Annotated in this window: 4 protein-coding genes and 1 pseudogene; 2 read left to right on the forward strand and 3 right to left on the reverse strand. The window is 43.3% G+C overall.

The window, feature by feature from the left end; all coding sequences use genetic code 11:
- The first annotated feature begins 140 nt into the window (after nucleotides 1-140).
- Together rlmN and H6G03_RS34355 are read left to right on the forward strand one after the other, a co-directional pair.
- Nucleotides 141-1,250: a 23S rRNA (adenine(2503)-C(2))-methyltransferase RlmN gene (gene rlmN, locus H6G03_RS34350; RefSeq protein ID WP_190474919.1), complete on the forward strand. Its 1,110-nt coding sequence runs from the start codon at nucleotides 141-143 to the stop codon at nucleotides 1,248-1,250.
- Nucleotides 1,251-1,321: 71 nt separating this feature from the next.
- A pseudogene (locus H6G03_RS34355) lies at nucleotides 1,322-1,579 on the forward strand (four helix bundle protein); the annotation flags it as partial.
- A gap of 264 nt (nucleotides 1,580-1,843) precedes the next feature.
- On the opposite strand, the gene H6G03_RS34360 reads toward H6G03_RS34355, so the two are convergent.
- The 3 genes from H6G03_RS34360 to H6G03_RS34370 all read right to left on the reverse strand — a co-directional run bounded on the left by H6G03_RS34360 (nucleotide 1,844) and on the right by H6G03_RS34370 (nucleotide 14,539).
- Nucleotides 1,844-12,847, reverse strand: a complete 11,004-nt coding sequence (locus tag H6G03_RS34360) for a CHAT domain-containing protein (protein WP_190474923.1) — start codon at nucleotides 12,845-12,847, stop codon at nucleotides 1,844-1,846.
- Between the two features lie 237 nt (nucleotides 12,848-13,084).
- Complete coding sequence (locus H6G03_RS34365; RefSeq protein ID WP_190474926.1) at nucleotides 13,085-13,264, reverse strand: replication restart DNA helicase PriA; 180 nt, start codon at nucleotides 13,262-13,264, stop codon at nucleotides 13,085-13,087.
- A 744-nt stretch (nucleotides 13,265-14,008) separates the two neighbouring features.
- Complete coding sequence (locus H6G03_RS34370; RefSeq protein ID WP_190474928.1) at nucleotides 14,009-14,539, reverse strand: pentapeptide repeat-containing protein; 531 nt, start codon at nucleotides 14,537-14,539, stop codon at nucleotides 14,009-14,011.
- Between the last annotated feature and the right edge of the window lie 194 nt (nucleotides 14,540-14,733).

The following is a 14,733-nucleotide window of genomic DNA, read 5'->3' on the forward strand; positions in this document are numbered from 1 at the left end:
GGGCTAGGGGCTAGGGGAAGAGGGGAAGAGGGGAGAAGGGACTAGGGGAAGAGGGGAGGAGGGAGAGGCTAATTGAAGCGGATTAGGTATTATCTGGCAGTGATAAGATCGGCTCATACAGGACACCTATGAGAATTATTATGGTACAAAGCAAAGTAAACAAAGATTTAGGTAAAAATCTAGAGTCTGGAGAAATTCTCCCCCACTCCCCCATTCCCCCACTCCCCCACTCTCCCGCTCCACTTCTGGGGGCAAGTTTGGCACAATTAACGGAGTGGGTACAACAGCAAGGTCAACCGGCATATCGGGGTCGTCAGTTGCACCAATGGATTTATCAACAAGGTGTGAGAAATATCGGGGATATTTCCGTATTTCCGAAACAGTGGCGGGAAGTTCAAGCTGATGTAAGTATCGGTCGATCGACTTTGCACTATCGCTCTGTGGCTCCCGATGGCACAGTTAAATATCTGCTGAGATTGGCAGACGATCGCATTATAGAAACTGTCGGTATTCCCACAGAAAAACGCCTCACCGTTTGCGTATCTTCGCAAGTCGGTTGTGCGATGGCTTGTGATTTCTGCGCGACTGGGAAGGGAGGTTTTACCCGCCATCTCGCACGTCACGAAATTATCGATCAAGTTTTGACTGTGCAGGAAGACTTTCAACGGCGAGTCAGCCATATTGTCTTTATGGGTATGGGCGAACCTTTATTAAATTTGGAAAATGTTGTGGGTGCAATTAAATCGCTGAATGAAGATGTGGGGATCGGACAGCGATCGATGACTGTTTCGACTGTGGGAATTCGCGATCGCATTCGCCAATTGGCTGAATATCAACTGCAAGTGACTTTAGCAGTTAGCTTGCACGCTGGCAATCAAAAACTGCGAGAACAGCTAATTCCCACCGCCAAACATTATCCATTAGAAGCTTTGCTTGCAGAATGTCGGCAATATGTAGAAATTACTGGTCGCCGATTGACATTTGAATACATTCTCCTAGCGGGAGTAAATGACTTACCAGAACACGCTGAAGAATTAGCCGCACAAGTGCGAGGTTTTCAAAGTCACGTTAATTTGATTCCTTACAATCCCATTCAAGAAGCTGACTATCAACGCCCGAATGCGAAACGAATTCAAGCTTTTGTTGCTGTCCTAAAAAAGCGCAATATTGCCGTTAGCGTGCGCTATTCGCGAGGATTGGAAGCTGATGCTGCTTGCGGACAACTGCGAAAGTCAAAAGTCAAAAGTTAAAAGTCAAAAGTCAAAAGTTAAAAGTTAAAAGTTAAAAGTCAAAATGAGCGGATGATAAGGACAGATTAATTATGTCAGATAAACCCTTTGATATTTGTGAGAGAACTTTCCAGTTTTCTGTTCGTATAGTCAATCTTTGCAATTTCCTAAGTGAAAAACCAGGCTCTGCAAGGGAATTAGCAAAGCAACTGATTCGATCGGGAACTTCTATAGGTGCGAATGTCGAAGAATCAAGAGCCGCACAAAGTACGGCTGATTTTATCCATAAACTAGAAATTGCTCCGAAAGAAGCTAGAGAAACTAGGTACTGGATAAAGGTTATTGTTGCTGCTAATATACAGCGCTTTGCGCTGTTATGAGGTACAGTTAGAAACAGAGAAACCCGGTTTTTCCAAAAAACCGGGTTTCTAGGGTGTACCTCATTACAGAGGGAACGGCTGTAATTCCTGAAAACAGATTGATACCCCTCTTGAATGAGACAAATGAATTGATGAATATTATTGCCGCCATGATAGTAAAATCTAAAGACAACAAAAAGAAGTAACTTTTGACTTTTTCAAGTTTTGACTTTTAACTTTTAACTTTTGACTTTCTCACCAAGGGCTACCAATCATCGTAAAACCTGCCCAATAGTAAGGATGGGAGAGATTTTGATTTCCTAGAGAAGCTAGTTCTGGTGGCAAAGGGACTCCTTCAGGTTGAGAATCGAGTCCGCGCACTTCACCATCTTCAATACGCACGACACCTTTAATCATAGCGATTTGTGCGTTCTGGAGCGCTTCTGCTTTGATAGGCGCAGATTTTAAGTTCTGATAAAATGCTGTCATCAGTGCCAAAGTGCCGCGATCGGACACGTACCACAAACTCGCCAAAGCAGATTTCACGCCAGATGCTACAGCTAAGCCTGCAAAGCCCAATTCGGCGTTTTCATCTCCTAAAGCTGTACGACAGGCACTCAATACTAACAGCTCGACTTGTGGTTTGTTCCATCCCATATCCCGCAATTGATTCAATTTAAGTTGGGAGTTCCAAAGTTGGATAAAAGAATTATTTGGTTTTCCTGGCTTGAATTCTGCGTGGGTTGCTAGGTGAATAATTCCAAAGGGATCGCTAGAGCGTTGGGATTTGAGATTTGCTAATGTAAATCCTTCATTGAGAAAAGATTTGCCTTGCCAGAGTTCTTTGGCGATGGTCGATAACTCTATTGGTACAGCTGGTAAAGGACTTAATTCGCTAAATTCTGAGGCTCCCATTGCCAAAACTTGAGAGTTTCTGATGTTTCGGTAATTGGTATCGACCAAATTAACGCTAGGAATTAGGCTGATGCTGTACTTTTCTACTAAAAACTTTTTCCCGTCGTGTAGGGCGGCTATCGGTATTGCTCTAAGACCTGAATCTAAAGAGAAGGCGAGAGTTTCTATACCTTGGGATTGCAGTTCGGCTTCGAGCGGTGCAATCAGCCACTGATAAAGTTTCTGGGCTGAATTAAGGTAGGAAGTTGTATTAATTTCATTGGGATCTGTTACTTTTGAGCGAAAATCGGCAACCACTTTGAGCAAAGTATCGCGATCGGCTTCTGGTATGCTGCGGTGAATGGGTTTGCCAAATGGCATCACCAAGACAATTTCTAATTGTTCTGGTTGTATAAATACATAAAGAATAGCTGGCTTTTTACCTGTCGTTTGAGATATTTGTTTAAGAATGTTCTGAATATGTGGTAGGGAAAGAGAATTTGGATTGTTTACAGGTAGATTTTCGCCAAAATAATTCTCATATTCCTGCTGCCTCAGCTGCTCAATTTGAGGTACAAATACATCGAACTGACCTCTTTGAAGAGCGGTGATGATGTTTTCGCGCAGTATAGGAATTTTATCCACAGAACTATTGGCGATCGCACCGTTATTGTCTGGCTGTATCGGCGGAGTTCCGAGATCTGTTGATATTCTAGTTCGATCGGATGACGATAGTGTCGTTTCCGGAGTGGGCGTTTGTGGCGTGGGCGTTTGTGGCGTGGGTGTTTGTGGCGTGGGTATTTCCGGAGTGGGTGTTTCCGGAGTGGGCGTTTGTGGAGTGGGCGTTTCCGGAGTGGGTGTTTGTGGAGTTGGTGTTTGTGGAGTGGGTGTTTCCGGAGTGGGTGTTTGTGGAGTGGGTGTTTCCGGAGTGGGCGTTTCCGGAGTGGGTGTTTCCGGAGTGGGTGTTTCCGGAGTGGGTGTTTGTGGAGTGGGTGTTTCCGATGATCCTTGAGTGATGACTTGCGTCCGACCCTGAATGAAAGGGCCCAAATAAGAGCCCGATCGCACAGTTTCTCCTGACCCACTGGTGATGTTGCCGACTGTTCCGTTCTTTGTGGCATCACCGGCTACATTAAAAGGTGTGTTCGACCCTCCTCCATGTCGAATAACGATCGCTCCTCCTCCCGTTCCTCCAGCAGTGGAAAGACTAGCATTTACACCATTTCTGTCAATAAAAGTACCCTGGGCGCGGAAAAACCGCTGGGTTGAAATATCGATCGTTCCACCAGTACCTTGACTTCCTCCTTGGGCGTTAATGTATTCAACTTGGATATCTCCTTGAGGATCGAGAGTAACGTTACCTGCTTTTCCGATGCTGGCGCTAGAGTTTATTTGTCTGGCGGTAATTTGGATGGGAGAGATGAGGGAGATCGAGCCTCCTAGCGTATTTCCAGAACTATTTAAATTGCCGCTTTCTATAAATCCAGCTTTGCTATTTAGGGTGATATTTCCACCTGCGAGCGTATCGGATTTAGCGATGATATTACCGCTAATAATGTTGCCATTAGCGTTTAATTGAACGTTTCCTGCATTTCCATTTGATAAACTGGTATTGAGATTGCCTACACTTATTGTGCCCTTATTGCTAGTGAGGTTAATGTTTCCTCCCGATGTCATAATATTGCTAGTTACAATATTATCTGCTGCTAACAATTCAATTGCCGAACCATTAGTTGTAAGATCGCTTGTAGCTGTGATTGTTCCGGTACCAGTGGGAGACTGAATTGTTACTGGCGCGTTGAAAGTAACTTGATCTCCTATATTAATAGCGCCTGATGAGTCACTGCGCCCGATAATGATGGAAGTAAAACCGGATTGCAAGGCACTAATTTCAGATGCGGTTAAATTTAGTGCGTTTGTGTCGTTAGCAGATGCGATCGCAATATTTCGATCTGGTGTTGTTGGTTGCAGTACTAATTTATTAGTACCTGTAACATCGCCTGTAAAATCTATTTCATTTGCGGTTAAAGTTAGCGGGTAATTGCCTGCTGCCAAGGTTGAGCCAAAGCTAATTTTAGCAGTTCCCAAGTTGAAATTGATATTGCCGTCAATCGTGACAGGGCCGTTAAATTTAATATCTCGATTGGCAGTTGTAATATTGCCTGCGATCGATACCTCTCCAGTGCCAATTTGATTGAAATCGGCATCCAAATCCAAATCGGCTGCTGGGGCAATATTTAGAGTGCCGTTGTTGTTGATAATGATAGCGCCTTTGTTTGTAGTAGTGAGAGGACTGTTAATAGTAAAGTTATTACCTGTGAGATTAATACCGCTTAAGGTATTTGTGTTAATTGTACCGTTGAAAGTAGTAGTACCGACGCCCGCGTTTTGAGTAATGCTAGCGGCTGCGATCGCACTTGTTTGGACATTATTCGCACTGTTGATAGTCAGGTTGCCCAAACGAGTATTGTTGCCTACATTACCGTTAAAAATAATGTTTCCCGTACCTGCATCTAGGATAAGGTTTCCGTTTCCATCAGTAGTGCCATTGATGGTAATGTCACCCCCAGATGTAGAGCCAGTGCTGAGGGTAACGTTATTAGCAATGGAAGTATTACCGTTTATATTAATGTTTTGTTCGGCAGTACTAATATCTGCATTTAAGCTAGCTGTACCAATTAAAGCAATTGAAGCGTTCTCGGTTCCTATAATAGGAGCGTTGACTGCAATTAAGCCATTGGGAGACTGAATTGTGACTGGATTTTTAAATGCGATCGAATTGTTAAATGTAATGACTCCATTACCGTCATTTCGTCCTATAGTGATAGAGGTAAAGATATTTTCCCATCGACTAATTTCGCTCGTCGTCAAATCTAAAATACTGCTGCTACCGCTATCTGCATCGGCTATTTGAATGTTTTGGCTGGGAGTCGAAGGCTGAAGGGTTAAATTACCCGTGCCGATCAGATTTCCACCAAAGTCGATTTCATCTCCGATTAAAGTGAGATTGCCAGTTTGTCCGTTTATATTACCGCTCAGATTGGCACCGATCGCAAATTGGAAGGTATCGTCTAATTTGCCGCCTACGATATTTTGAAAATCTCTGAAATTCAGGTTGCCATTGAAATTACCGACATTAATTCCTGTGATGTTCCAGATATTATTGTTATCTGTGCCAACTAGAGTACTGGGCGCTTTTGTTGTACCGACGATGTTTTCAATACTTACACCGCCAATAGCTCCTAAATTAATTGTTACAGGAGTAGTAAAATCTGAGTAATTGAGCGTGTCGCTACCAAGATTTCCATCGATCGTACCACTGAAATTAACCTCATTTTTAAATTGGAAGATATCGCTTGCACTACCGCCGATTAAGTTCTCTATATTATTGAATGTAAAGCCGTTGGGATAGCCGCTGAGACTGCCAGAATTAGCGCCTGTGATGTTCCAATTTGTATCTTTATTGCTACCAATAAGAGTTGCACCGCCTGCAATGTTTACGGGAGCATTGAAAGTGGCTGTATCGTACAGTGTAATTGTACCGGTGCCGTTTGCAACTCCGATAATAATTTCTGATATGCCCGGTTGCAGAAAGTTTAGTTCGGTGCTGGTAAGATCTAAAGTAGCGGTACTCTCGCTATCCTTTCCTCCCAAAGCGATTGCCTGACTGGCAGTAAACGGTTCGATTGTGACTTTATCCTGAGTGGAAATATTACCAGTTAAGTTAATTTCATCGCTTTTCAAACTTACGTTTCCCGTTCCAATTGCACCGTTGGCGTTGATAATTGCTACGCTTATGCTGGTAGGAGCAGTTAACGAGATCGCACCTGCATTTCCTGTAGTGGAACTGGAATCTAAATTGCCAGCATTTATAGTACTTTTATTGCTGTTGAAAGTAAGATTTCCGCCACTACCAGTACCTTTCACACTAGAGGAAACATTACCTACCGTAATATTACCTTGTGCGTTGAGTGCGATCGCACCCCCATTACCTGTCGCAGTTGAGTCATGATTAGCAGTAGAAGCATCAATTAAGTTGAGAGTGGTATCTGTAATTTCAATATTGCCAGTCGTACTCGTTATTTGAATTGCACCAGCATTTTCAGTCGTAGCATTAACAGCCGAAGCAAAAATTTGTTTAGTAGTAATATTCCCTAGCGCACTCAGGGTAATATTGCCACCATTGCCAGCATTAGCTGAAGCAAAAATACCGTTAGTTGTAATGCTGCTATTGCTGCTAATAACATTAATATTGCCGGCATTGCCAGCGGAAATCACTTGCGCTTTGATGTCACCTGTGGTAATCTTATTAAAAGCAGTAAGTTCGATATTGCCAGCGTTATTAAAACCACCGTTGGCATTAATTAAACTAGAAGTAATTGCGCCATTTTTACTGATAATTGTGATATTACCGCCAGCAGTGTTAGCACCGGTATCAACTCCAGAAGTGAGGTTAGCTGTTTGAATATTACCATTGGCCTTAAGTGCGATCGCACCTGCATTTCCCCCACTGGAACTGCTATCTAAATTGCCGACAGCGAGCGTGCCAGTGTTACTGTTAAGTGTAATATTGCCGCCAGTGCCAGTACCTTTGACATTCGCAGCGATATTACCGCTCACATTAATATTCCCTTTGGCTTGCAGATTAATTGCACCTGCGTTACCCCTAGCAGTCGAGTCATTGTTTGTAGAAGAAGAATTGATGACGTTTGGGGTGGTATCTGCGAGTGTAACCGCGCCAGTCGTACTGCTAATTTGAATATTGCCAGCATTTTCAATCGTAGCATTAACCGCCGAAGCAAGAATTTGCTTGGTGCTAATATTCCCCAACGCCATCAAGTTAATATTCCCGCCATTACCTGCATTAGCCGAAGCAAAAATACTGTCGGTTGTAATGCTGTTATTGTTGCTGGTGACGATAATATTTCCAGCATTACCAGATGAAAATACTTGCGCTTCTAGGTTACCTGTGCTAATCTGCTCGAAGGCAGTAAGTTCGATATCGCCAGCGTTACTAAAGCCGCCATTGGCATTAATTGAGCCAGAGTTAATCGCGCCATTTTGACTGGAAATAGTAATGTTACCGCCAGCAGCGTTAGTGCCGATATCGCTTCCGGAAGTAAGGTTAGCTGTTTGAATATTGCCATTAGCGGTAAGTGCGATCGCACCTGCATTTCCTGCACTGGAACTGGAGTCTAAATTTCCAACATTAATAGTGCTACTGTTGCTATTGAAAGTAATATCACCGCCTGTGCCAGTTCCTTTGACGTTCGCCGCTACATTACCGCTAACATTAATATTTCCTTCGGCTTGCAGAGTAATTGCACCCCCATTACCCGTAGAAGTAGAGTCACTATTAGCAGTAGAAGCATCAATTACAATTGGCGTAATATCAGTAATTTGAATATCCCCAGTGGTACTGGTAATTTGAATATTTCCCGCATTTTCACTTGTAGCATTAACAGCAGAAGCAACAATTTGCTTAGTAGTAATATTCCCTAACGCACTCAGGCTGATATTGCCACCATTGCCAGCATTAGCCGCAGCAAAAATCCCGTTAGTTGCGATCTCGCTATTGCTGCTGTTCACATTAATATTGCCGGCATTGCCAGCGGAAATAACTTGCGCTTTGATGTCACCTGTAGTAATCTTATCAAAGGCAGTAATTTCGATGTTGCCAGCGTTACTAAAACCACCGTTGGCATTAATTAAATTAGAAGTAATTGTGCCATTTTTACTGATGATTGTGATATTACCGCCCGCAGCGTTAGCACCGGTATCAACTCCAGAAGTAAGGTTAGCTGTTTGAATATTGCCGATGGCAGTAAGTGCGATCGCACCTGCATTTCCTGCACTGGAACTGCTATCTAAATTGCCGACATTTATAGTACCAGTGTTACTGTTAAGTATAATATCGCCGCCTGTACCAGTCCCTTTAACGTTCGCAGCGATATTACCGCCTACATTAATATTTCCTTCGGCTTGCAGATTAATTGCAGCTGCGTTACCTGTGGCAGTTGAATTATTGTTTGTAGTAGAGGTATCTATTACAATTGGCGTCATATCGGTAATTTCAATATTTCCAGTGGTACTGGTAATTTGAATATTTCCGGCATTTTCAGTCGTAGTATTGACAGCCGAAGCAACTATTTGCTTGCTAGTAATATTCCCCAGCGCACTCAGGGTAATGTTGCCACCATTGCCAGCATTAGCTGAAGCAAAAATCCCGTTAGTTGCGATCTCGCTATTGCTGCTGGTGACATTAATACTGCCGGCATTGCCAGCGGAAATCACTTGCGCTTTGATGTCACCTGTAGTAATCTTATCAAAGGCAGTAATTTCGATGTTGCCAGCGTTACTAAAACCACCGTTGGCATTAATTAAATTAGAAGTAATTGTGCCATTTTTACTGATGATTGTGATGTTACCGCCCGCAGCGTTAGCACCGGTATCAACTCCAGAAGTAAGGTTAGCTGTTTGAATATTACCGATGGCAGTAAGTGCGATCGCACCTGCATTTCCTGCACTGGAACTGCTATCTAAATTGCCGACAGCGAGCGTGCCAGTGTTACTGTTAAGTATAATATCGCCACCTGTGCCAGTACCTTTGACGTTCGCGGCGATATTACCGCCTACATTAATATTCCCTTCGGCTTGCAGATTAATTGCACCTGCGTTACCTGTGGCAGTAGAGTTATTGTTTGTAGTAGAGGTATCGATCGCAACTGCCAGACTATTGTTAATGTTGATACTGCCACCAGTGCTGATAATCTCTATTCTACCGCCATTGTGAAAAACAGAATTTTCAGCAGCAGCAATAATTTCTTTTGTGTCAATATTACCTGGCGCAGTGATACTTATATTACCAGCATAACCCGCATTTGCTTGAGTAACAATTCTACCTGTAGTAATAGCACTGCTATCGCTTTTAACTGTAATATTGCCGCCGTTTCCTGCTGTCAAAATGCCCGTTTCAACAGAGTCAGTAGTAATATTACTAAAGGCTGTGATTTCAACATTGCCACCGTTACCGTTGGAGGTATTAGCATTAATCGAAGTAGCCGTAATTGCACCGTTTTGGCTGGCGATGGTAATATTACCAGCAGAGCCTGTAGTGCTATTGCTGCTGCCAGAAGTCACAGATGATGCGATGACACCTGCATTGCCACGGAGTAGGATCGTACCCCCATTACCTGCAATAGAACTGGAATCAATAATACCAGCTTTGGTGTTAATAATTCCTAAGTCGCTAATGAGAGCAATATTTCCCCCATAGCCGTTACCAGTAGACCGGGAATAAAGGTTTGCAGTAGCGATGCCTTTGGGTCCATATAAGTATATCCTGCCTCCATTACTGCTAGAACTGGTATCTAAATTTCCGGCAGTGGTATCGATATTACCAGCGATACTGCTGATTTCAATTACTCCACCGGGATTGGTGATATTATTAGTAGTAATATTTTGGTTAGCGTAAAACGAAATGGTGGCGTTATTTGTTCCTACAACATTAAAACCGTTAGTATTTATCGAGCCAAATTCCCCAGGCGATCGCAAAGTAATAAAGCTATTAAATATGACATCACCAGCCATAGTAATAGCACCGCTGCTATTTTCCCTTCCTATAATTGTGGTGAAGAAATTCGGTTGCAAAGCTTTGATGTCTTCTGACGTTATTTCTAAACTGTTTGGATCGATATTGCTATTGCCACCAAGCACAATATTTTGGTTTACTGTTGATGGCTGAAATGTCAAATAGCCACTGCCGCTTACGGAATTTACACCCCCAAAAAAGTTGATCTCATCTGCCGTTAAAGTGAGTGAATAACCAGATATATTCAAGCTTTTATTAAATGTTATTGTTCCCGTCCCTCCATCAAAAGTTGTACTGCCTATAAGATTAACATCGCTGTTAAAAGTAAGGCCGTTTTGTGTAGGAAATATCTGACCTGAAAATTCAATATTCAGAGCGCTAGCAAAGTCCAATCCAACTAAAGGAATTGATTGGCCGACATTACCGTTTATCCGAATTGTACCGTTACTTCCTGCCGAAAGCATCAAAAAATGGCTACCATCTACTGTGCCATTGAAAGAGATATCGCCTGTATTTGAACCTGTATTTATAAAGAGATCGTTTAGCAGAGTTACTGGGCCATTGATGGCGATATTTCCACCGCTAGAGTTAGCATTAGAGGTAATATTACCCGTAGTGATATTGGTGGAACCATTAATAACAATTTGACCGCCGCTATCAACCATAGTGCCAGCAGAAGCATTGATATTTCCTGTGGTAACGCTATTTCCAGTCAGAGCAATATTGCCGCCGTTACCTAATGTGATACCTCCCACAGCATTGATACCACCTGTGTTGATATTACCCATAGAAGCAGTGATGTTGATGTTGCCAGCATCACCAACAGAAGTAGAATTCAAAACTCCTACGTTAATATTGTTGTTGTCGCTTGTGAGGGAAATATCTCCACCTCCCGAACTAATTGCCGAGTTGACAAAGATGCCGTTGGCACCCGTGCCAGTTGTCGTGCTGTTTTCGATCAGGTTGATATCACCGCCTGTTGACGAGAGCGTTCCATCTATGCGGATACCTTCGGCACTATCGCTACTGCCGTTGAGGTTAATATTGCCGGTTGTTGATGATATCGATACGCTTGGATCGACTTTTATTCCCCAAGAACTACTGTTAGTTCCATTGATATTAATACTACCTTTACCTGAAAAGAGGGGTGCATAAATAAACACGCCTCCTGTTTTTCCAGTCAGGCTGATATTGCCGTCATTTGTCGTAATGCTATCTTTGACTGTAATATTGTTACCCGCTGACGCATTCAATCCCACTCCTGGAGTGGTAATATTAACGGGAGCGCCACTATCAAAGATAATATTATTGGTTGCTTGTAGCGTTACATTTGTACTGGCATTATTAATCAAGTCAACGCCGATCGTATTTCCACCTTTGTCCGGATCGGCAAATTCATCTACTTCCGTCAGATCGACAAAATCTCCGGTAGAAGCTTGCACAATAATATCTGTAGGATCGAGTAAAAGCATCCCTGGATTACCCTGGGGAGCTAAAGTATTAACATTTCCTTTGAAGTCCAAAAATTCTCGACCGGATACTTCGACAAAACCTCCATTTCCCGATAAAATACCTCCACGAGCAGTAATGTTGCCAAAAGTCCGGTTAATCTCGTTTGCCCAGACAATTACCCGACCGCCGTTGCCATTGACTAAAGCATCAACAGCAATGGTAGAATCATTACTAATAAAAGTGCGAGAAGCATTCGGAACTGCACCCAAACCTTTGTAATCGCCGCCAATCAAAACAGTGCCGCCGCCAGAAGTACCAGAGGCATTAATATCAGCACTGACAAGACCGACTTTATCGCCCAAAACTTGTACTCTGCCTCCGGTTTGTCCGGATACGTCGATCGTACCGGATGCGATCGCACTACTTCCCTGTGTTGGTACGGTAATTCCCGAACCGGTTAGTTGCACGCTACCATCTTTATTTACGGATATTCCCGTAGCATGACCGACACTTCCTCCGGTCAACATTTGCGGCAAGGATGCGATCGGCAACGTCCAATTATTAGGTAAAGTACCGCTATTTCCTAATAGTTGCAGTTCCAAACTCAACACAAAACCGGGTTGACTCAAACGCACAAAGCTTTGCCCCGGCACCGCCGTTAGAGTAATATTGCCAGCAGGTGCGGATAATTGCCCGGTATTGACAACTGTACCACCCAGTAAAGTGAGATCTTGCCCTATACCTACTGCCAAATTACCGGCATTGACAATGCTTCCGGGCTGCTGCATCGTAAAGGCAAAAGCTGAAGGCGTTCCTACCAGCACTGCATAATTATTCGGCCCAGCTGCACTAAACCAGTTGACGTTCCCTGGCATATCTGTGGGTGCGAGACCAATACCGTTGGCTGTAGTGGCCAAAAAAGCAGCAGGCACATTTAAACTGGCATTTGCACCAAAGACAATGCCAGATGGATTCATTAAAAATAAATTGGAATTACCACCCGTAACTTGAATAAGGCCGTTAATATAAGAAACGTTACCGCCGTTTACCCTCGCTAAGATGTTTAGGATATCGGGTCGGGACAAAAAGTTAGCAACTTGGCCGGAATTGAGACCAAATTCGGTGAAACTATGAAATAGGTTGGCACCATCCCCAGATCTTTGGCCACCCGTGATGTCAAAACGATTTTCTTGAGGGGTAACTACAGTGCCAGTCCCGTCTGCCGCTGGGACGATCGGTTGTCCGATAGCTGGTGCTGCAAGAGCGATCGCTCCTGTTAAAGCAGAAAAGAGAAAAAAGGCACAAGTCCGAATTGAAGCCATACCCTCACCTCTCTGCCCTGGTCAATCATAAATTTACTTGTGTTATGCTGACATCTTTCTTAGCACAGCAAATAAGATTGTCAATGATTTGATACCTTATGCCAGAGGGAGAGCGAAATGGGAAGGGAAAGAGGGATGTAGGGCGTCAACCAGAAAATGATGTTCAAATTTTAAAACCCCTACCCATTTGCATAAGTGGATAGGGTTTTCGATATATTAAGTTAGCAACAAAATCAACTATCGGCGGGCATATCTACCTGGCGCGTAAGCCTCGATCACTTTTCCAGTTTGAGAACAAGTCACCATCAAATAATCGCAAGCATGACATTGAGTTGAGATAAGTTTACTGATAGAAAGGTAGTGACGTTCTCCGTGATTGCCACAGTTGGGGCAGCGGATCTTTTGTACTGTTTGCATTTTGAAATCTCTCAATTAACTCAGTTTTTAAAGACAATGGCAAAAACCAGCACCCATGATGACTGTTTTTCTATATCCGGAGTAAGAAACCGGGTTTCTTTGGGTCATATAGGCGTAATCTCCTCACATCCAGCGAAAGAAACCAAGTTTCTGGGATGACGCGATCGGCCCTTTAGCACCCGCGATGACACTTTTACCGCATCATTCTCTGGTTATGACATACCTGGTTTAAACCAGATTTTCCGGACTCAAACTTCAGCTAAAACAGTCTCAAGCTGTAGCCATAGGTTGTTATATTTGATTTCGGGTAATTTTGCTAAAAGCAATGATCCCCAATCATTATCTTGGCATAAGTCTTTGATATCAGACCCTACCATTCGGATGATAGCAGAAGATTGCTGTCTCCAGCGCCGTCACTAAAAATTATTTTTCACTAAAGAGATGGCCTTTATATACATTTATTGAAGAATATTTAACGACTATTTTTAAGATTCTGTTCGACTTTTAATTATTTCTTTAGATACAGGATTTAAGCATGACAAGGGGAAAAGTCACGATTTTTCTGATAAATTTCGTTTAGAGAGGGGCGTCCTATTGTAGAGACGTAGTATAGAACGCCTCTACAAGCCATAAGGAAATCAGGTTATCGGGATTTGCAGCCGCATGAGGTACATGACTCCCACTTCCTACTCACCAACTATGAGCAAATGCGTACAGGACTGAGTGGGAATATTCTGGCGATCGCTATCTCCGGAAATCCTCAGAATCGCGAATTCTGCCATCAGGCATTGTAGTTTTCTTGAGAATTGCTCTCGTTAAATCCACTCCAATTAAGTTAGCTTCTCGAAGAGTCGTACCCGTCAACTCAGCTCCGCTTAAGTCTGCATTACTGAGGTCAGCATGACCGAGAGCGGCAAAACTCAAGCGAGAGAGTCTCATATCAGCACCTCGCAAGTCAGCGTGAGTGAGAAAAGCCTGTTTGAGGTCAGCACCTACTAAATAAGCCCGACTTAAGTTAGCATTAGTCAAATCGGCACGAACAAGTTTGGCACCCGACAGGTTAGCTCCTTGCAAATCAGCATCTGCAAGATAAGCATTACGCAAATCCGCATCCCTAAGATCCATCCGACCCAGAGGCGCACCGCTGAGGTCGCACCCCCGGCATTCTCTTGTTTGTAGCAAAATTCTTAAGTGTTGGGGATTGTAGGCGATCGCTGGAGCAGCTATACAGAACAAAGTCGATAAGACAATAGAACTTAGAAGGTGAAGTTTCATATTTCTGCCCTAGCAAAAGGCGTTAATGTTACATCTAGTCTGCAAGACTCGTCATCCTCAAACTGAGTTTCCGTTCTGGAAAACTTACTCAAACTTACTCACAGACCTCGAAAGCCTGATTGATAGAGAGTTTGACGTTTCCTTCCTGCTTCATCGAATCCTTGATGGCAGTGCCATTAAGTTGGTGTGACCCT

The organism is Aerosakkonema funiforme FACHB-1375 (assembly GCF_014696265.1).
Lineage (GTDB): Bacteria > Cyanobacteriota > Cyanobacteriia > Cyanobacteriales > Aerosakkonemataceae > Aerosakkonema > Aerosakkonema funiforme_A.